Source organism: Actinomadura sp. DC4, assembly GCF_030406325.1.
Taxonomy (GTDB): Bacteria; Actinomycetota; Actinomycetes; order Streptosporangiales; family Streptosporangiaceae; genus Actinoallomurus.
The window spans coordinates 290,343-308,261 of the sequence record NZ_JAUEQY010000007.1 but is presented as its reverse complement, the minus strand read 5'-3'; the positions used below and the strand labels follow the sequence as shown (position 1 = coordinate 308,261).

At 73.1% G+C, this 17,919-nt stretch carries 19 protein-coding genes and 1 pseudogene; 7 read left to right on the top strand and 13 right to left on the bottom strand.

Features of this window, described 5'->3' with window-relative positions; all coding sequences use genetic code 11:
- Position 1: 1 nt before the first annotated feature.
- The 7 genes from QWU11_RS14695 to QWU11_RS14665 all read right to left on the bottom strand — a co-directional run bounded on the left by QWU11_RS14695 (position 2) and on the right by QWU11_RS14665 (position 7,194).
- On the bottom strand, positions 2–1,174 hold the full coding sequence (locus tag QWU11_RS14695) for an Hsp70 family protein (protein WP_290108661.1): 1,173 nt from the start codon (positions 1,172–1,174) through the stop codon (positions 2–4).
- Between the two features lie 41 nt (positions 1,175–1,215).
- Positions 1,216–1,914 (bottom strand): response regulator transcription factor, encoded by a 699-nt coding sequence (locus QWU11_RS14690; protein WP_290108660.1) that lies wholly within the window; start codon positions 1,912–1,914, stop codon positions 1,216–1,218.
- Positions 1,905–3,641, bottom strand: coding sequence for an ATP-binding protein (locus tag QWU11_RS14685; protein ID WP_290108659.1), 1,737 nt, complete (start codon positions 3,639–3,641; stop codon positions 1,905–1,907). Before QWU11_RS14685 ends, QWU11_RS14690 begins: the two co-directional genes overlap by 10 nt.
- A gap of 421 nt (positions 3,642–4,062) precedes the next feature.
- Positions 4,063–5,034 carry a 1-acyl-sn-glycerol-3-phosphate acyltransferase gene (locus tag QWU11_RS14680; protein WP_290108658.1) on the bottom strand — a complete coding sequence of 324 codons (972 nt, stop codon included), beginning with the start codon at positions 5,032–5,034 and terminating at the stop codon, positions 4,063–4,065.
- 18 nt (positions 5,035–5,052) lie between these two features.
- On the bottom strand, positions 5,053–5,877 hold the full coding sequence (locus QWU11_RS14675; protein WP_290108657.1) for a patatin-like phospholipase family protein: 825 nt from the start codon (positions 5,875–5,877) through the stop codon (positions 5,053–5,055).
- A gap of 66 nt (positions 5,878–5,943) precedes the next feature.
- The gene (locus tag QWU11_RS14670; protein ID WP_290108656.1) at positions 5,944–6,975 is read right to left on the bottom strand and encodes an NAD-dependent epimerase/dehydratase family protein; all 1,032 of its coding nucleotides are present in this window, start codon (positions 6,973–6,975) and stop codon (positions 5,944–5,946) included.
- Positions 6,976–6,993: 18 nt separating this feature from the next.
- On the bottom strand, positions 6,994–7,194 hold the full coding sequence (locus QWU11_RS14665) for a hypothetical protein (RefSeq protein ID WP_290108655.1): 201 nt from the start codon (positions 7,192–7,194) through the stop codon (positions 6,994–6,996).
- Positions 7,195–7,212: 18 nt separating this feature from the next.
- Here QWU11_RS14665 and QWU11_RS14660 point away from each other — a divergent pair.
- From QWU11_RS14660 to QWU11_RS14645, 4 genes and pseudogenes are all read left to right on the top strand, one after another.
- Positions 7,213–7,341 (top strand): annotated as a pseudogene (locus tag QWU11_RS14660) (acyl-CoA dehydrogenase family protein); the annotation flags it as partial.
- A gap of 225 nt (positions 7,342–7,566) precedes the next feature.
- Positions 7,567–7,950, top strand: a complete 384-nt coding sequence (locus tag QWU11_RS14655; protein ID WP_290108654.1) for a cytochrome P450 — start codon at positions 7,567–7,569, stop codon at positions 7,948–7,950.
- A 632-nt stretch (positions 7,951–8,582) separates the two neighbouring features.
- Positions 8,583–9,659: a glutamate--cysteine ligase gene (locus QWU11_RS14650; RefSeq protein ID WP_290108653.1), complete on the top strand. Its 1,077-nt coding sequence runs from the start codon at positions 8,583–8,585 to the stop codon at positions 9,657–9,659.
- Positions 9,659–10,654: an iron-containing redox enzyme family protein gene (locus QWU11_RS14645; RefSeq protein WP_290108652.1), complete on the top strand. Its 996-nt coding sequence runs from the start codon at positions 9,659–9,661 to the stop codon at positions 10,652–10,654. Before QWU11_RS14650 ends, QWU11_RS14645 begins: the two co-directional genes overlap by 1 nt.
- Here QWU11_RS14645 and QWU11_RS14640 read toward each other — a convergent pair whose 3' ends face one another.
- Positions 10,655–10,804 carry a CDGSH iron-sulfur domain-containing protein gene (locus QWU11_RS14640; RefSeq protein WP_290108703.1) on the bottom strand — a complete coding sequence of 50 codons (150 nt, stop codon included), beginning with the start codon at positions 10,802–10,804 and terminating at the stop codon, positions 10,655–10,657.
- Positions 10,805–10,844: 40 nt separating this feature from the next.
- Positions 10,845–11,489 (bottom strand): HemK2/MTQ2 family protein methyltransferase, encoded by a 645-nt coding sequence (locus QWU11_RS14635; RefSeq protein ID WP_290108651.1) that lies wholly within the window; start codon positions 11,487–11,489, stop codon positions 10,845–10,847.
- A 99-nt stretch (positions 11,490–11,588) separates the two neighbouring features.
- On the opposite strand from QWU11_RS14635, the gene QWU11_RS14630 reads away from it, so the two are divergent.
- The 3 genes from QWU11_RS14630 to QWU11_RS14620 all read left to right on the top strand — a co-directional run bounded on the left by QWU11_RS14630 (position 11,589) and on the right by QWU11_RS14620 (position 15,374).
- A complete protein-coding gene (locus QWU11_RS14630; protein WP_290108650.1) occupies positions 11,589–12,443 on the top strand; it encodes an SAM-dependent methyltransferase in 855 nt (284 codons plus the stop codon).
- Positions 12,444–12,464: 21 nt separating this feature from the next.
- A complete protein-coding gene (locus tag QWU11_RS14625) occupies positions 12,465–15,035 on the top strand; it encodes a LuxR family transcriptional regulator (protein ID WP_290108649.1) in 2,571 nt (856 codons plus the stop codon).
- A 66-nt stretch (positions 15,036–15,101) separates the two neighbouring features.
- On the top strand, positions 15,102–15,374 hold the full coding sequence (locus QWU11_RS14620; protein ID WP_290108648.1) for a DUF4242 domain-containing protein: 273 nt from the start codon (positions 15,102–15,104) through the stop codon (positions 15,372–15,374).
- Here the strand turns inward: QWU11_RS14620 and QWU11_RS14615 are convergent.
- Genes QWU11_RS14615 through QWU11_RS14600 form a run of 4 tightly spaced genes read right to left on the bottom strand, consistent with a single transcriptional unit; the run spans position 15,343 to position 17,819 of the window.
- Entirely contained in the window at positions 15,343–16,197 is an 855-nt protein-coding gene (locus QWU11_RS14615) for an NAD(P)-dependent oxidoreductase (protein WP_290108639.1), read from the bottom strand. The two genes, QWU11_RS14620 and QWU11_RS14615, sit on opposite strands and share 32 nt — an antisense overlap.
- A gap of 41 nt (positions 16,198–16,238) precedes the next feature.
- Positions 16,239–16,508, bottom strand: a complete 270-nt coding sequence (locus QWU11_RS14610) for a DUF6510 family protein (RefSeq protein ID WP_290108637.1) — start codon at positions 16,506–16,508, stop codon at positions 16,239–16,241.
- Position 16,509: 1 nt separating this feature from the next.
- Positions 16,510–17,253, bottom strand: a complete 744-nt coding sequence (locus QWU11_RS14605) for a ferredoxin reductase (RefSeq protein ID WP_290108636.1) — start codon at positions 17,251–17,253, stop codon at positions 16,510–16,512.
- The gene (locus tag QWU11_RS14600; protein ID WP_290108635.1) at positions 17,223–17,819 is read right to left on the bottom strand and encodes a sulfite oxidase-like oxidoreductase; all 597 of its coding nucleotides are present in this window, start codon (positions 17,817–17,819) and stop codon (positions 17,223–17,225) included. The genes QWU11_RS14605 and QWU11_RS14600 overlap by 31 nt, the downstream gene beginning before the upstream one ends.
- Between the last annotated feature and the right edge of the window lie 100 nt (positions 17,820–17,919).

The following is a 17,919-nucleotide window of genomic DNA, read 5'->3' as shown; positions in this document are numbered from 1 at the left end:
GTTAACCGCCCCCGGGCGGACGACGGCCGGCGATCGAGCCCTTCCTCGCGGGGGTCACGTCCCGTACGGTCCGCGGCGGGCTCGTCACCGGGGTGTCGCCGCGGAGCCCTGCCATCCTCGTCATCTCCGCCGTGGCGAGGATCGCGGCCCCCACCGCGACGGCCTCATCGGGGTTCACGGTCATGTCGGGGACCTTGCCGGACTGCCGTTCGATCCTCCGGCGGACCATCGGCATCCTCGTCGACCCGCCGACAAGGAGGATGCGGTCGACATCCGCCCATGACAGGCCCGCTTCCTCCAGGACCTGCTCGGTGATGACCGAGGTACGGCCGAGGAGGTCCTCGGCCATCTGCTCGAACCGCTCGCGCGTCACCTCGACCGTGTAGCTCCGGCCTGCGTCGCTGAAGAACAGCCGGGTCTGGTCGGTACGGCTCAGCGCGTACTTGGCCTGTTCGCACCTCTCCCGTAACCCGGCCTGGTGCCGGCCCTCGTCGAGCAGGTCCGGCCCTCGCCGCGCGGACACCTCGGCGGCCACGTACGTCATGAGCAGCGTGTCGAAGTCGGAGCCGCCGAGATCGCGGTCGCCGGCGGTGGCGACGACCGTCAGATCGTCCCCGTCGACCCGAAGCACGGTGACGTCGAACCTGCCGCCACCGAGGTCGTAGACCATCAGCGTCTCGGGCCCCGCGCCCGCCGCGGCGAAGGCGATGCCCACCGCCGCGGGCTCGCTGATCAGCCGCAGCACGTTGAGGCCGGCGATCTCTCCCGCGTCCTGGGTGGCCTTGCGGCGCGCGTCGTCGAAGTGGGCGGGGACGGTGATCACGACGTCGCCGACGGGTTCGCCGAGCGTCTCGGCGGCGTCCTCGGCGAGCCGCCGCAGGATCAGGCCGGTGATCTCCTCGGCGCCGTGCACGCCGCCGTGGGAGTCGGCGAAGACCCAGCCGGGGTCGCCCATCCACCGCTTGACGGACTCCACGCAGTCCTCGGGCGCGTTCTTGGTCGCGTGCTTGGCGTTCTTGCCGACGAGCACCCGGCCGGACTCCTGGAACAGCACGACGGAGGGCGTGAGGCGGTCGCCCTCACGGTTCCATAAGACCTCCGGGACACCGCCGGGCCGGACCGCCGCCGTGGCGGAGTAGGTGGTGCCCAGATCGATGCCGATCGCCTGCGCCATCGAAACTCCTCTACGCGCGGTCATCTCGGCCGGATCACGGGTCAGCCCTGGTGACCACGGGTGTCGAAGGGCCGGGCGCCCGCGCTGCGGAGCCAGGTCAGGACGGCCAGGACACGTTTGTGGTCGTCGGGGGAGGTCGGGATGTCGAGGGCCTTGAAGACCTCGCTGAGGTAGGCCTCCACGGTCGGGACCGCGACCTTCATCTGCTCGGCGATGGCCTTGTTCGTACGGCCCTGGGCGAGGAGTTCGAGCGCCTCGCGCTGGCGGGCGGTCAGCCGGGCCATGGGGTCCTGGACGCGGCGCGTGCGCAGCATCTGCCCGGCCAGCGTCCGGTCGATGACCGTCTCGCCGGCGATGACGCGGGCCAGGGCGTCGACGATCGTACGGGCGTCCTTGATGCGCTCCTTGCCGAGGTAGCCGATGTGCGTGCCGTCGCCGATCGCGGTGATGCGGCGCAGGTAGGCCGGGGTCATGTGCACCGAGAACATCACGATGCCCAGCAGCGGGTCGTCGGCGCGCAGCCGCTCGGCGGCGTGCAGGCCGTCGTCGTCCTGAGGACGGCCGTGGTGGCCGCCGAAGTTGATGTCGACCAGCACGGCGTCGGGCCGGTGGTCACCGACGTGGATCAGCAGCTCGGCGGTTGTCGCGGCCTCGGCCACCACGTCGACGCCGAGGGCCTGGATGCTCTGGCGGTAGAGGTCCCGCAGCATGGGCACGTCGTCGGCGATGATCACACGCATGGGATCCTCGCGACCACGCGGGTTCCGGTGCCGTGGGGGCTGTGGATGTGCAGGCGGCCGCCGTGCGCCTCGATGCGGTCGCGCAGCCGGGCCAGACCCGGGCCCTCGGCGTCGGCCCCGCCGACGCCGTCGTCGCGGACCTCGGCGACCACGACACCTCCGGCCTGCCGGATCTCGACCTCGATGTGGATGGTGCCGGCGTGCTTGTGCGCGTTGGTCAGCGCCTCGCTGGCGAAGAAGTACAGCGTCTTCTCCACCGTGGTCGGCAGGCGGTGTTCCGGCGCGGTGAGGTGGACGATGAGGTCGAGGCCGTCGGCCGTCTCCTCGATCGCCGCGGCGAGCCCGGCGTGGGTCAGGGTGTGCGGATAGACGCCGTGGGCCAGGTCGCGCAGCTCGTGCAGCGCGCCCGCGACGAGCCGGTCGGCCTCCTCCACCAGGACCGGCAGCCGCGCGGGGTCGGCGCTGCTGAGCTTGGACAGGGCCACCCGCAGCGCGCACAGGTCCTTCTGCGCCCCGTCGTGCAGGTCGGCCACGATGAGCTGGCGCGCGTCGTAGTCGGCGGTCAGCAGGCGGCGCGAGAGCATGAGGTTCTCGAGGGCGAGCTTGCTGATCGCCACCGCGGCGTCGACCAGGTCGGAGTCGCCGGCCGCGTCGGCCTCCACCACGAGCAGCGCCAGCGGGCGGTCCGCCCGCCCTTGCACCGGGATGGTCTGGCGGCCGGGCGAGAAGGCGCGGGCCTCGGCGGGCTCCCCGTCGACCGTGAGGTATTTCTTGTCGGCGTCGGACCAGACCAGCAGGTCCAGCCCCGGGTCGCGCAGGTTGTGGCGCAAGAGCTGACGCAGCAGGTGGGTCGTCGGGTTCGTGGTGTCGAGCACCGACACCAGCGTCGACAGTCGCGTCAGCCGCCGCTGGGCGAACGAGACCAGGAACGCGATCGGCACGCTCAACTGGGCCATCCCTTCGATCGCGAACACCTCCTCGTGTGGTCCGGTGATGGTGGTCACGACCAGGACCGAGCCCGACACCACCGCGGCGAGCATGCCCGCGACGGCGACGGGCAGACGTACGGCGCGCTCACTCCGGCCGCCGACGGCCACCTGGCGCACCATGAGCGCGAGATAGGCGACCGCCAGCAGCGCCGAACCGGCCATCAGCGCGTGGGTCACCAGGTCGAACACCGGGCGGTTGACCCAGAGGTAGGGCCACCAGGTCGCCGAGGTGGCGTTCTCGTCGCCGACCCACTCCGGCCGCGCGACGCACACCTGGATCGCCGGCACGCCGATCAGCCACGAGGCCAGCGCGATCATGAACCGGCGCCGGAACCGGCCGAGCGACGATCCGGGATAGCGCAGGAGCGCCCACGCGGTCAAAGTGATCGATAAGTAGCCGAACACCGCTGAGTACAGCGGTCCCGGGCCCGTCACCCACTCGTCCGCCCACCCCAGCGGACGAACCACCCCTGACGCGATCAACGCATAGCCCGTGACTCGCTGCTGAACGTCGCCGGCCAGGAGCGCCCCCGCTCCCACAGCCCCTGCGGCGACCAGCAGGTTCACCACGGTCGTCAGTGGGTGACGGACCCAGAGACCACCCTCGGCCAGCGCGGGGACCAGCACCGCCAACACCAACGCCACTCGCACCGCCAGCGGCTTCAGCCGCCATCCGTGCCCGGGCAGGACGGTTGCCTGAGCCCGTCCGGCCCTGGTGGACGAAAGCGCGGCCGTCATGACACTCCCCTTCTGTCACGTCACCGACTGGCAGTCTCCCGGCTGACCACGCAGAAGCTTCGCAACCAATACCTATCGGTCTCTACCGGGCTAGCTCGGTAGAAGTACTACGAACGATGCGCTAACCCAGTGTCGCGGAACCATCACCTCGGGACGGTGGCATCCGCGACACGGCACTGTTCCGCTGCGGGGATCCCGGTGTCAATGGTCTGCCACCAGGCGTGGAGCCGGTGTTCGCCGTCACGGGGATGGCGTCGTGCCGGTGCGGAGCCGCTCGTCGCCGGGGCCGGGGAAATTGACTGGTACGACTCTGTAGCCCGGTTGGTCCATTCTGTGACCGCGTTGACCGTACCTTGCACCGGTCTGACCGTTGTGACCGCGCTGTGCAATGTTCTTCGACCGCGCGGAACGGTGGCGAGGGCTACTCCGTGACCGGCCGGTTGTCCGCGATCCAGGTGTCGATGGTCTCCCACCAGTCATAGAGCCAGCGTTCGCGGCCGTCGGCGGGGATCTCCTCGTACGGCACTCGCCACCACCGGGCGCGCATGGGCCGGCGCATCGGGAGCGCGCGCCAGACGTCGCCGACCGAGAGCAGGTCGTCCGACCCGGTGTGCGCGACGAAGATCACGTCGGCGGCGGGGGCGGCCTCGATCGCGGCGAGCGTGCCGGCCAGGTGCGGCGGCAGGACGTTCTCCATCCTCCGCGCGCGGGACGCCCGCGTCCGGTGGCCCTGCCGCCACAGGTGCCGGATGGCGCGTACGCGGCGGTGCGGGGTGAAGTTGCCGCCCTCGGGGAAGATCAGCATCGCGTCGCCGCCGTCCATGCCGGCGGCGAGCCGCTCGATCGCGGTGACCGCGTCCTCGCGCGGCGCGCCGCTGCCGGACACGAACGCGTTGGGCAGCCGGTTCAGCACCGCGTCGAGCGCCGGGTCGAGCTGCAGGGCGGCCTTCAGGACGATGCGCGGGCGGCGTCCGTACACGTTGAGCAGGAAGTGCACGATGAGGAACGAGTCGCCCGGCCCGGCGTGCCGGCTCAGGACGATCACCGGCCGGTCCGTGGAGGCGTTCAGCGGCTCCTGGATCTCCACGACGAGCCCGAAGGCCCGCGTCGCGATCCGGTACACGCGGCCGAGGAACCATCCGCACAGGTCGTAGTACCGGTCGCGCCGGGAGCCGTTGCCGGACACCCACAGCGCGAACGTGGCGGAGACCGCGGCGACCTCCAGCTCCATCCAGGCGACCGCGACCACGGTGAGCCGCAGCAGCCGGTGCCGGCCGTGAGAGGCGAGGAGCCCGACCAGAAGGAGAAGCGGCGAGAGCACGCCCGCCGTGATCGCGAGGGCGATCAGCAGGGGCGTGAAGACCAGCCGCCGTACGAAACGCGGCGGGACCATAGGGCCGCTCCCAGGGGGTCAGCCACGCGCGAGGTAGGCGCTACTTGCCGCATAGGCCCTTTCGATGTTGTCCTCGACACGCGACGCGTCACGATAGCGCAGTTGGGAGAGGCCGTTCCCGGGGCCCGCCCCTCCCGTGGGCAGCAGGTGGACGGTCACGTCGTCCGGCAGCTCGGACATCTCCTCGGCGAAGCGGTGCCGCCGGGCGATCTCGAAGGCGACCAGCCCGACCTGCCAGGGTCGTCGCGGCGCGGTGAGCGGGCTCTCGATCCGGCCCACCTGCAGGACGTAGATCGTCCGGGCGCCCTCGCGGACCGCGCGGCCGATCGGGATGCTGTGCACGAGCCCGCCGTCGTAGAAGTGCTCCTCGCCGATGCGGACCGGCGGGAGGACGCCGGGCACGGCGCAGGAGGCGAGAACGGCCGGGACCAGGGGGCCGCGGGTGAACCAGCGGGCCTCGGCGCGCTCGATGTTGGCGGCCACGCAGTGGAACGGGACCGCGAGATCCTCGATCCGCTCGGCCGGGATGAACGTCTCCAGCGCCGTGGACAGCAGGCTCGTCGAGTGCAGGTGGGTACCCGAGCGGACCAGCGTGGACATGCGGGCCAGGAACGAGCCGGAGAACACCGAGCCCGCGCCCTCGCCCTGCCAGGCCTTGGTCAGCAGGTCGACGGCGCTCGCCGGGTCCGCGGCGACGAACGCGCCGTTGAACGCGCCCACCGACGTGCCGACGACCAGGTCGGGGCTGATGCCGGCCTCGGTGAGCGCGCGGAGCATGCCCACCTCGTACGCGCCGAGCAGGCCCCCGCCGCCGAGTACGAAAGCGGTTTTGTGATCTGCCACATCGTCTCCCGTCGTTGGTACGGAGGTAGCACCTTGTACCCCTTTCGCGCCATCGATCACCACCCGTCACAGCCGGCGGCTCGTCAGGAACTCCCGTACCCGGCCGCCCGTACGCGCGGCCAGCGGCGGCGTGTCCATGCCCTCTCCCGCGCTCAGCCCGGCGAAGAACTCCTGTAGAGCCTCCACCGCGCTCCGCCGCGGCGTCCACCCGAGCTCGGTACGCGCCCGCGCCGTGTCCATGATCGGCAGCCGCAGCACGGCGTCGAACAGGCCGGGCGAGGCCGGGACCAGGTTGAGGTGCCAGCCGGCGGCCACGGCCGTACGGACGAGGGTGGCCGGCACGCGTACGGGCCGGGCGTCCAGGGCCTCGGCCAGCTCGGGAGTGCCGACCGGCGGTTCGGCGGCGATGTTGAACGGCCCCCGCGCCTCTCCCAGAGCGGCCAGCCGGTACGCCTCGGCGGCGTCCTCGGCGGCCACGACCTGGAAGCGCAGCCCGGGGACGTCGGGCACGACCGGCAGCCGGCGTACGTCCACGGTGGGCACGAGCGGGCCGCCGAAGATGCGGCGCTGCTCCTGCGCGGCCTCCCGCTTGAAGATGAAACCGGGCCGGAGCCGGACCACCCGGCAGCCGGGGTTCCTGGCCTCGAAGGCGTCCAGGACGCGCTCCAGGTAGGCCTTCTCGCGGGTGTAGGAGGCGCCCGGCCAGCCGTCGGTGGGCCAGGACTCGTCCACCGCCCGGTCCTTGGGGCCGGGGGAGTAGGCGCCGACCGACGAGGCGTGGACCAGCGCGGGCACGCCGGCCGCGGCCACCGCCGAGAACACCCGCGTGCTCCCCGTGACGTTGGTCCGCCAGGTCGCCGCGGCGTCGTGGGTCGGCTGGAACGCCCAGGCCAGGTGGATGACCGCGTCCGCGCCGCGCAGCAGCGGCACCAGGTCGGTCTCGGCGACGTCCGCCCGCGCCCACTCGGCCTTCGGGACCTGCCAGTCCGGCGTACGGCGGGCGAGGCACAGGAGCGACGTGACGGCAGGGTCGGCCGCCAGGGCCCGTACGGTGCTGGTCCCGACGTTGCCCGTGGCTCCGGTGATGACGATCCGCATAGTGGTGCGCCTACCCCGTCATCCGCCCCTCATCCGGGGATCGGCGAGCATCCCGCCTGAGGGGAGGTAGGAGACCGGCGACCGGGGCGCGGCGGAGTTCCCCCACCACCTCGTTCCCGGTTTCGCGGAGCCGGACATCGCGGGGCCGGCCTCGCGCGGGGCGCGGAGCCTGCTGACCGGGTTCGTCGCGCTGGAGATGAACCGCGTCGACCCGTCCATGTCGGCAACGCCACCTTCGCCGTCGGCGTCATGATGGGCGCGTGCGAGCTCGCCTTCGCGTACGCGAAGGAGCGCGAGCAGTTCGGCCGCCCGATCGCGGGGTTCCAGCTGGTCCAGGACCTGCTGGTCCAGACTTGTTCGACATAGTGTTCGCTATTTGAATAGTGTTTGTGAACCGGAGGCAAGGAGCAGCTGTTCATCGAGCTGCTGACCACCCGGTCCAGTGCGCTGATCGACGAGGCGAGCCAGGCCCACGCCGACGCGAAGGCCGGCATCGAGGACTCGGCGAAGGCGCTCGGCCGGATCCTCGTCGAGGTCGCCGACAAGGACACCGACTTCGCCCCGCTGCAGGCGGAGTTCTGGCTGTACGCGGTGCGCAACCCGGACGCGATGGAGACACTCGCGGCCGGGCTACGCGAACCCCACGCCCAGCTCACCCGCCTGATGGAGACGACACTCGCCCGCACCGTGGCCCGTGGCACACGGGTGCTGCTGCTGATCGGTGCCGCGAACCGCGACCCCGCCGCCTTCGAGGACCCCGAACGGTTCGACATCGGCCGCGCGCCGACCCGGCACCTCGCCTTCGGCCAGGGCCTGCACTTCTGCCTCGGCGCGCCCCTGGCCCGGCTGGAGGCCCAGATCGTCTTCCACGCCCTGGCCCGGCGGGCACCCCGGCTGGGCCTGGCCGGCGAGCCGGACTGGAAGGACACCCTCCTGCTCCGCGGCCCGAGCCGCCTCCCGGTCTTCCTGCGCTGACACGGCCCACCTGCCGTTCCACCGGCCGAGAACGGCGCCGACCGCATGCCGCTGACCTTCGGTCAGGAGCTGGACATGTCTTCGGCCCTGGCTCGGATCGGCCTGCGTCTTCGGGATTCGTAAGACGCGGCCCGCCTCCGACAACGGCCTGGAGGCGGCGCCGGCCGCGTGCCGGCCCGGCATCTGACTTTCGGTCAGGAGCTGGACATGCCCTCGGCTCTGGTTCGGAGCGGTCGGCTCGCCCCGCGCTGGAGCGCGGCATGCCCCCTGTTCCGCGCATTCGAGGACGCCCCTGGATCTTCGGACAGGGATTCGCGGCTGCTGTCTCGGCGCCCGGTTGAAGGCGCAGATGGTCGTCCGCGCCCAAGCCCGGCAGGCGCCCAAGGAGACCCTCCCGCACCATGGCCCGCGCCGCCCCCAGGCTCCCGCCCCGGCGCGAAAGGCTCCGCCCATGAGCCCGCCTCTCGTTCCGGGACCCCCGGACCGCATCAGCGCCCGGTTCTGCGGGCATGAATCAGGCCAACGGAGCATTTTTGCTGCTCACAGGGGCCAGGGGCGCGTCGCTTCGGGCCCTCCGCGGTCGGTTGCCGGGGAGGTGCGCGCTGGGGAACATCAGCGGTCTTACGGTGGGGGTGGAGGAGGAGTTCCTCCTCGTCGACACCGAGACCCGCCGTACGGTGCCGCGGGCGGCCGCGGTGCTGGCCCGCGCGATCAAGACGTCGGCCGTCCCGGAGACCGCGTTTCAGACCGAGCTGGTCGCCACGCAGGTCGAGGCCGCGACCGGGGTCTGCTCCGACCTGCCGGGTCTGCGCGGTCAGCTCGCCGAGGCGCGAGAATGCCTCGCCAAGGCCGCCGTCGCCGAAGGGGTGCGGCTCGTCGCCACCGGCATCCCGGTGCTGGCCGGGCCCACGGCCCCGTTCATGCCGGGCGAGCACTTCGCGCGGGTCAGCGAGATCCTGGCCGGGGCGGTGGCGGGCTACGAGGCGTGCGGCTGCCATGTGCACGTCGGCGTGCCCGATCCCGAGCTGGCCGTCGCGGTCGTCAACCATCTGCGCCCCTGGCTGCCGACGCTTCTCGCCCTGTCGGCCAACTCGCCCTTCGACCGGGGGTGCGACTCCGGCTACGGGAGCTGGCGCGTCCAGACCCAGGCGCGGTTTCCCGGGTTCGGCGTGCCGCCGTGGTCCGGCTCGGCGGCCGAGTACGACCGGCGGCTGGAGCGGCTGGTCGACCTCGGCGTCCTCGCGGACCGGACCACGACCTACTGGCTGGCCCGGCCCTCGCCGCGGCTGCCCACCGTGGAGGTACGGGCGGCCGACACGGCGCCCACGGTCGACGAGGCGGTCCTGCAGGCCGCGCTCGTACGCGCCCTGGTACGCACCGCCCTGGACGACCTCGCCGCGGGCCGCGAGGCGCCACCGGTCGCCGATCAGGTCTGCGCCACCGCCCTCTGGTCCGCGGCCCGCCACGGGCTCGACGGGCCGGGCATCCACCCCGTCGACGAGCGCCGCGTCCCCGCGACGTGGCTGCTGGACGAACTGCTCGTCCGCGTACGGCCCGCGCTGGAGGATGCCGGAGACGAGGCGGTGGTGAACGCCCTGGTCAGAGAGGTACGGCACCGGGGTACGGGCGCGGTCCGCCAGCGCGACGCCGCGGCGGACGGCCTGCCCGGCGTCGTCGACATGCTCGTACGGCAGACAGGAGGAGGCTGATGATCACCGACGCCCGGATCGCGGAGAAGGCCGCCGTGCTGCCCACGCCGCGCGGCCCGCTGTCGGAGGCGGTCGTCGCCGCGCTGCGCGACCGTTCGGAGGGCCCGCTGGCCACAGCCGGCGGCCGGGCGGCCGACGGGTTCGGCGAGGACCTCCAGCTCGCGCTCTACACCTGCTACGAGCTGCACTACCAGGGCTTCGGGGGAGTCGACCCCGGCTGGGAGTGGAACCCCGGGCTGCTGCGCCTGCGCGGCGTCATGGAGCGACGCTTCCTGTCCGCCCTGCGCGCCGAACTGCCCGGCGGCGACGACGTCGAGGCGGCGCTGCGGAACGTCATCGACGAACCCCCCGGGGAGACGGGCGTCTCAGGCCACCTGCGGGAGGCGGGGGAGTGGTGGCAGCTCAGGGAGTTCCTCGCCCACCGCTCGCTCTACCACCTCAAGGAGGCCGACCCGCACGCGTGGGTGATCCCGCGCCTGCGCGGCCGGGCGAAGGCCGCGCTCGTCGCGGTGGAGTTCGACGAGTACGGCGGCGGACGCGAGGAGCGGATGCACGCGCGGCTCTTCGCGGACCTGATGCGGGACGCGGGCCTCGACTCGTCCTACGGCCACTACCTGGACGCCGTCCCCGCCGTGACGCTGGCGACGGTGAACATGATCTCGATGTTCGGCCTGCACCGGGCGCTGCGCGGCGCCCTGGTCGGCAACTTCGCCGCGGCCGAGATCACCACCTCGCCCAGCGCCCAGCGCATGGCGGACGCCCTCGAACGCCTGGGCGCAGGGCCGCGCTGCACGCTCTTCTACACCGAGCACGTCGAGGCCGACGCGGTGCACGAGCAGGTGCTGCGGAACGACGTGATCGGCGACCTCCTCGCCCGCGAGCCCGATCTGGCGGCGGACGTGGTGCTGGGCGTCCAGGCGACCGAACTGCTGGAGAGCCGTCTCAGCGAGCACCTGCTGACCCACTGGCGCACGGGCCGGTCGTCACTGCGTTAATTAAACGCGCCGGTGCCCGCGGCGATGGCTGGCGTCGCAGATCGGGAAGCGGCGGCTGCGCCGGCAGGCGCACACGGCCACCACGAAGCGGTCGGACACGATCGTGCTCCCGTCGGCGAGCACGATCTCGACCGGACCCTCGATCAGCATCGGCCCGCCCGGTACGAGCACCACGCGGCGCCGTACGGCCTCACTCGGGCCGATCGGCACGGATCACCACCAGCTCCTCGTACCGCTGCCCGCGGCCGATCAGCCCGCGCGTCTCCAGGTCCTCGGCCGCGGCCTGCATCAGCGGGCCGAACGGCTCGCGGCGCCGGGCGATCACCGCCGCCTTGAGCCCCGCCGAACGCAGGCTCTCCAGCGTCTCCGGTACGCCGCACAGCGTCGAGTGCACGATCAGGAGCGTGCCGCCGGGCGCCAGCCGGTCCGGCACCGCCGCGCACAGCGGGTCCAGCACCGCGCGGCCGCTGGGCCCGCCGCACCAGGCACTGCGCCCGGCGGCGTCCTCCGCGCACACGGACGGAGGATTGGCCACGATGACGTCGAAGGACTCCTCGCCCAGGGCCGCGAACAGGTCGCTTCGCCGGGCGCGAACCGGTAGCCGCCGCATCCGCGCGTTGACCCACGCGGCGATGACGGCCCGCCGGCTGATGTCGACCGCGACGACCCGGGCGGCGCCCACGCGCGCCGCGATGACGGCGAGCGCGCCGGTCCCGGTGCCGATATCGAGCACCGAGTCACCGAGTCGTACGGCCGTCGCGGTACGAAAGGTGTCGGCGAGAAACCAGGTCTCGCCCTGAGGCCGGTAGACGCCCGGCGGCCGGAACAACCACACAACCAGCAGATACCGCAGGTCGGCCCCGGAGATACACCGAGCTTGCCAAAAGTCATGTCAAGCATGGAACCCGGCGGTTGAATCACCACCGATGAACCATTGCCGCCTATAATCAGTGATCCCGCGCTCTCCGTTCCCATATCCGGAGGTCTCGGCATCATCGACCATTTCAGCGCACACCAGCGTTTCGACGCGTCCGCGCCGAATGACGCGCGGATGTTCGACTATGCGCTCGGCGGCAAGGACAATTACCTGGCCGACCGCGAGGCCGCGGAACAGGTGCAGGAGGCCCTGCCGACGTCGTTAGCCGCGGTCCTCGAGAACCGCCGCTTCATGCGCCGGGCCGTACGCCATCTGCTCGACGCCGGTGTCCGGCAGTTCCTGGACCTCGGCTGCGGGCTGCCGGGCCGGGGCAACGTGCACGACCTCGTGCACGCCGCCGACCCGTCCGCCACCGTCGTCTACGTCGACAACTGCCCGGTGATCGTCAACCACTACCAGGCGCTGCTGTCCAGCTCCTCCGTCGCCGCCGCGTTCGACGCGGACGTGCGCCACCCGCGTGACGTCCTCACCCATCCCACGACGACGACCCTGATCGACTTCGACCGGCCGGTCGGCATCGTGATGACCTCGCTCCTGCACCACATCGCCGACGAGGACGACCCCACCGGGCTGGTGAAGACCTTCGTCTCGGCCGTGCCGCCCGGCAGCCACGTCGTGCTCTCGCACTACAACCCCGACGGGAGGCCCGCCGAGGACCGGGCCGTGGCCGCCGCCTTCGCCACGTCCTTCGGCATCCCGATGGCCGAACGGTCCGCCGCGGCGATCGAGGCCCTCTTCGGCGACCTGGTCCTCCTCGAACCGGGCCTGGTCGAGGCCCCGCTCTGGCGTCCCGACCGCCCGTACCGGGAGCCCACCGGCTGGCTCCTCGCCGGCGTCGGGCGAAAAGTCTGACCGGCGGATACGATCCGGCCCATGGACCTGCTGGAGCGGGAGGACGCACTCGCCGCGCTGGCGGGGGCCCGCCGGGAGGGTGGCCGGGTCGTGCTGGTCGCCGGCGAGGCCGGGATCGGCAAGACCGCCCTGCTCACGGCGTTCGCGGAGGCCCACGACGGCGTGCTCCGCGGCGGATGCGACGCGCTGCGCACGCCCCGTACGCTCGGGCCGCTGCGCGACATCGCGCGGACCGCCGGCGGCGAGCTGGCCCGGGTCATGGCCGCCGACTCCGCCCGCTACGACCGGTTCAGCGCCTTCCTCGACGTCCTGGCCTCGGGCCGTACGGTCGTGGTGGAGGACGTCCACTGGGCCGACGAGGCGACTCTGGACCTGCTGGTCTTCGCCGGGCGCCGGGTCGGCGGCACACCCGGGCTGCTCGTCATCACCCACCGCGACGACGAACTGGGCCCCGACCACCCGCTGCTCGGCCTGCTCGGCTCGCTGGCCGGTGAGGCGAGCCGCATCCGGCTGCGGCCCCTGTCTCCCGAGGCGGTCGCCCGCCTCGCCGGGCCGTACGACCTGGACCCGCGCGAGATCCACGCCCGTACGGGCGGCAACCCGTTCTTCGTCACCGAGGTGCTCGCCGACCCCGGCCCCGCGGCGCCCGCGACCGTACGCGACGCGGTGCTCGCCCGCGCGGCGGTGCTCGGGGCCGACGCCCGCGCCGCGCTCGACGCGGCCGCCGTCGTCCCCGACCACGCGGAGCTGTACCTCTTCGACGCCTTGGAGCTGCCGGGCGGCGGGGACGCGCGGGACGCCGTCGACGCCTGCGTACGCGCCGGGATGCTCGTCGGCGAGGACGCCGGCGTCCGCTTCCGCCACGAGCTGGCCCGGCTCTCCGTCGAGCGGGCCATCCCGCCCGCCCGGCGTACGGCCCTGCACGCGATGGTGCTCGCGCGCCTGGCCGCCCGTACCGAGTCCGACCCGGCGCGGCTCGCCCACCACGCCGAGGGAGCGGGAGACGGCCCGGCGGTGCTGGCGCACGCCCAGGCCGCGGCCGAGCGCGCGGCGGCGGCCGGGTCCCACCGGCAGGCGGCCGACCAGTACGAACGCGCTCTGAGGTTCGCCACGGACGAGCCGGCCGACCTGCGCGAGCGCGCCGAGCTGCTCGAACGGTACGGCGTCGCGTGCGCGAACGTCGACCGCGACACCGCCGCACTGGAGTCCTCCGGCCGCGCCCTGGACCTGTGGCGGCGGATCGGTGCGGCGGACCGGGAGGCGGCGCTGCTCGCGCTGCGCTCCTGCTATCTGTGGCGGGCGGGCCGCTCCGAAGACGCGCACGCGTCCGTACGGGCCTCCCTCGCGATGCTCGACCCGGACCGGCCGCGGCGCCCGCTGGCCGCCGCGTACACCTGGTCGGCGTACCTGCTCATGCTCGCCCGCGACATTCCGGGCGCGATCGAGACCGGCACCCGTGCGGTGGAGCTCACCGAGCGGATCGGCGACGCGCCGCTGCTCGCCCAGGCGCTCAACGCGGTCGGCTCGGCGCAGTGGTTCACCGAGCCCGGGCCGGCCGAGGCCACCCTGCGGCGGAGCCTGGAGGTGGCGCGCCGGGCCGGCGACGACGGCGCGGCGGCCTCCGCGCTGGCCAACCTCGGCTCGGGCGCGGGGGAGATCCGCCTCTACGACGTGGCCGAGCGCTGGCTGCGCGAGTGCGCCGTGTGGTGCGAGCAGCGCGACCTGGACGGCCATCACCGCTACGCGGTGGCGTGGCTCGCCCGGGTGCTCTTCGAGCGCGGGCGATGGACCGCGGCGGCCGAGGTGCTCGCCGCCGCGCCGCCCGCCCGGACGCCCCCGGGCCGCATCGTCGCGCTCACCACGCTCGGCCGGCTGCGCGTCCGCCGGGGCGAGCCGGACGCGGAGGCGTCGCTCGGCGAGGCGTGGGACCTCGCGCTGCGGACCATGGACCTGCAGCGCCTGTGGCCGGTCGCGGCCGGGCGCGCCGAACTCGCCCACCTGTCCGGCCGTACGCCCGAGATCCCGGAGCTGGTGACGGAGACCTACGAGCTGGCCGTACGGCTCGGGCACCGGTGGGCGGCCGGCGAGCTGGGCCACTGGCTCCACCAGGCCGGCGGCGCCGCACCGGACGGCGACACGCCGTACGCTCTGGAGGCCGGGGGCGACTGGGCCGGCGCCGCCGCGGCCTGGGAACGGCTGGACTGCCCGTACGAGGCGGCGGTCGCCCGTGCGGCCGGCCCGGACGTCACCGAGGTGCTGGCCGCGCTCGAGCGCCTGCAGCGGCTCGGGGCGCGGCCGGCCGCCGAGATGGTGGCGCGGCGCCTGCGGAGCCTGGGCGTGGACAAGCGCCCGCGACGCGCGACCGTAGCGCACCCCGCCGGGCTGACCTCGCGCGAGCTGGAGGTCCTCGCCCTCCTGCGCGAAGGGCTGCGCAACGCCGGCATCGCGGCCCGGCTGCACATCGCGGACAAGACCGTGGGCCACCACGTCTCGGCGATCCTGGCCAAGCTCGGCGTACGGACACGGGAGGAGGCGGCGCGCTGGACCGACGGCGCCGACGCCAAAGATGGGGCACCGCCGCGGCAAAAGTAGGGCGTCGCTCCCGATGCCCGCCTCCGCTCACCGGCCGGAGACTCGCAGGTGAAAGGAGCGTGCACCATGCCGCGATACATCGTTCAGCGAACCTTCTCCGGTGGCCTCGACATCCCCGTGGACGCCGAGGGGGCCAAGACGTGCCTCAGCGTCGTCGACGGAAACGCCGGAGTCGGGGTGACCTGGCTGCACTCCTACGTCAGCACCGACAAGAGCGTGACGTACTGCGTGTACGACGGCCCCAACCCGGCCGCGATCCGGCAGGCGGCCGAGGTGAACGGCCTGCCGGTCGACCAGATCACCGAGGTCAGCGTGCTGGATCCGTACTTCTATCACTGAGACCGGCCGCGCGCAGGTGGGCGAGGGTCTCGGGGAGAGCGAGCTCGAAGTCGTCCCGGTCCTCGTCCCACCGCCGGAACACCGCGGCGGCGCCCTCGGCCAGCTCGGATGGCAGGCCGGCGTCGGCGAGCGTCGCGGCGACCTCGTCCATCTCCGGCGCCCACCGCCACGCGCGGGCGGCGACGCCGGGCAGGTTGCCCGGCGCGGCGAGCTGGTGGCCGGTGATCTTGCGCGCCTCGGTGAGCAGCTCGTCGCCGACGCCGTACGTCGCGGCGAGGGCGTGGGACACCGCCGCGAGCGCGCCCGTCGCCTTCGTGTACGAGCCGTAGGCCATCTTCAGCGCCGAGGCCTGGCCGATCCCGCCCTCGATCACGGAGGCCTCGACGGCGGTGCCGGCGAACAGGGCGGCGACCGTCGCGACGTCCCGCTCCGGGCCGGACAGGTAGAGGCGCGCGACGTTGCCGGCCGAGGGCGGCGAGCCGATCACGCAGCCGTCGACGACGCGGTCCGCCAGTCCCCCGATCCGCCGGGCGCGGGCCGGGCTGATCGCGTTGGCCTCGACGAAGACGCCGCCGAACGCGGTCGCGGCCACGCCTTCGGCCACCTGCTCGGCGTTCGCGGGCGGGCAGAGCGAGATGATCACGTCACAGGCCGAGGCGAGGTCGCCGGCCTGTTCGAGCCCGGCCTTGCCGGCCCGCTCGGCGGTCGCGGCGCTCCTCCCGTCCGGCTGCCAGAGGACGCGATGGCCGTTGCCCACGAGCTCCCGCCCCATCGCCGCCCCCATCCGCCCGGGATGCAGAAGCCCGATCGTCGTCGCGTTCATCCGTTCGCCTTTCTCGCCGGCCGGGTCACGGGCCCACGGCCTCAGGAGGCACCGACGGGGACACGCAGGGACACGGTGCCGCGCAGGTCGAGCCAGGTCTCATCCGGGGTACGGACCAGGCGGAGTACGACCTCCTCGCATCCGGAGCAGCGCGCCACCAAGCCGGGTGCGCGCGTGTAGACCCGCAGCGTCGCGACCGGGCCGCCCAGGCCGCAGTTCACGCAGCGGACCGTCGCGGAGGTGAGGTCGACGGCGAAGACCTCGCTCAGCGGCCCGGCCAGGACGTTGCCGTCTTCGTAGTCGCCTGTCACGTCAGCCTCCGCTCGGACCGAAGCGCTCGGTCTTGATCTTGTCTGCGGCATGCCCCAGGTTGAGGAGGATGCCGGCGGCCCGCTCGACGAACCCGGTCGGCCCGCAGACGAAGCAGTCCGGCGCGAACCCGGCGGGCCATCCGTTCGCGTCGAGGTCGACGATCGTCAGCCGTCCCGGCGCGCGTGCCGACCCGCCGGGCGCCTCGCGTGTGTAGACGTAGGCCACGTCCAGGCCCGGCTGGGAGCGGCGGAGTTCCTCGGCGTAGTAGCGGTCGGCCGGCGTCCGTACGGAGTAGACGAGCCGGAACGGCGTACGGGCTCGCGCCTGGCGGCGGGCGCGGATCATCGCCATGAGCGGCACGATGCCGGAGCCGCCCGCGACGAGCAGGACGGGAGCCGTCTCGGCGGGCCGCCAGACGAACCAGCCGCCGACCGGCCCGCGGAACTCGACCGGGTCGCCCGTGCGCAGGATCTCGGTGAGGTACGGGGAGACCTCGCCGTCGCGGACGTTCTGGACGGTCAGCTCGACCCGGTCGCCGTCCGCGGGCGCGGCGAGGGAGTAACTGCGCTGGGTGCTGTAGCCGTCTTCGGCCGTGAGGCGCACGTCGACGTGTTGCCCGGCGAGATGACCGGGCCACCCGGGCACGTCGAAGACGAGCGTACGGGCGGTGGCGGTCTCCTCGCGCGTCTCGGCGAGCCGGGCGACGCGCCAGGTCAGTCGCCTTGATATCGCTGTTCGCGCCATGGGTCCCCGTAGTCGTGGTAGCCGGCCGTCTCCCAGAACCCCGGCTCGTTCTCGTCGAGCAGCCGGATGCCGCGCACCCATTTCGCCGACTTCCAGAGGTACAGATGGGGGACCAGGAGCCGTGCCGGCCCGCCGTGCTCGGACGTGAGATCGTCGTCGTCGTACCGGTAGACGATCCAAGCCTGCCCGTCGAGGAGATCGTCGAGGGGGAGGTTGGTGGTGTAGCCGCCGTGGGCGTACACGAGCGCGTAGTCGGCGGCGGTCTCGACGTCCGCGAGCAGAGTGTCGAGCGACACGCCCTGCCAGGTGGTGCCGAGTTTGGACCACTTGGTGACGCAGTGGAGGTCGACGGTCGGCGTCTCGCTGGGCAGCGCGAGCAGGTCCGGCCAGCTCCAGTGGTGCTCCCGGCCGAACTCCGTGGTCACCGTGAACCTCCAGGTGTCCACCGCCACGCGCGGCGTCGGCCCGGCCGACAGCACCGGGAAGTCCTCGGTGAGGTACTGCCCCGGCGGCAACGTGACGCCTCCGCGCCGCCGGCCGTGGAACCCAGGCGAGACGATCCCCATCGCCACCTCCTCGAATGTCGCCGCAACGAGTTTCCCACGCGCGTACGGGCCGGCGAACGACCTCGGCATCCCGGACCCACGCGGTTCCGGTGTCGGGGCG

Coding starts and splice junctions, on each gene's coding strand:
- QWU11_RS14695 (WP_290108661.1), bottom strand. CDS start 1,174: ATGGCGCAGGCGATCGGCATCGATCTGGGCACCACCTACTCCGCCACG.
- QWU11_RS14690 (WP_290108660.1), bottom strand. CDS start 1,914: ATGCGTGTGATCATCGCCGACGACGTGCCCATGCTGCGGGACCTCTAC.
- QWU11_RS14685 (WP_290108659.1), bottom strand. CDS start 3,641: ATGACGGCCGCGCTTTCGTCCACCAGGGCCGGACGGGCTCAGGCAACC.
- QWU11_RS14680 (WP_290108658.1), bottom strand. CDS start 5,034: ATGGTCCCGCCGCGTTTCGTACGGCGGCTGGTCTTCACGCCCCTGCTG.
- QWU11_RS14670 (WP_290108656.1), bottom strand. CDS start 6,975: ATGCGGATCGTCATCACCGGAGCCACGGGCAACGTCGGGACCAGCACC.
- QWU11_RS14665 (WP_290108655.1), bottom strand. CDS start 7,194: ATGGACGGGTCGACGCGGTTCATCTCCAGCGCGACGAACCCGGTCAGC.
- QWU11_RS14645 (WP_290108652.1), top strand. CDS start 9,659: ATGATCACCGACGCCCGGATCGCGGAGAAGGCCGCCGTGCTGCCCACG.
- QWU11_RS14640 (WP_290108703.1), bottom strand. CDS start 10,804: ATGCTGATCGAGGGTCCGGTCGAGATCGTGCTCGCCGACGGGAGCACG.
- QWU11_RS14625 (WP_290108649.1), top strand. CDS start 12,465: ATGGACCTGCTGGAGCGGGAGGACGCACTCGCCGCGCTGGCGGGGGCC.
- QWU11_RS14620 (WP_290108648.1), top strand. CDS start 15,102: ATGCCGCGATACATCGTTCAGCGAACCTTCTCCGGTGGCCTCGACATC.
- QWU11_RS14615 (WP_290108639.1), bottom strand. CDS start 16,197: ATGAACGCGACGACGATCGGGCTTCTGCATCCCGGGCGGATGGGGGCG.
- QWU11_RS14605 (WP_290108636.1), bottom strand. CDS start 17,253: ATGGCGCGAACAGCGATATCAAGGCGACTGACCTGGCGCGTCGCCCGG.
- QWU11_RS14600 (WP_290108635.1), bottom strand. CDS start 17,819: ATGGGGATCGTCTCGCCTGGGTTCCACGGCCGGCGGCGCGGAGGCGTC.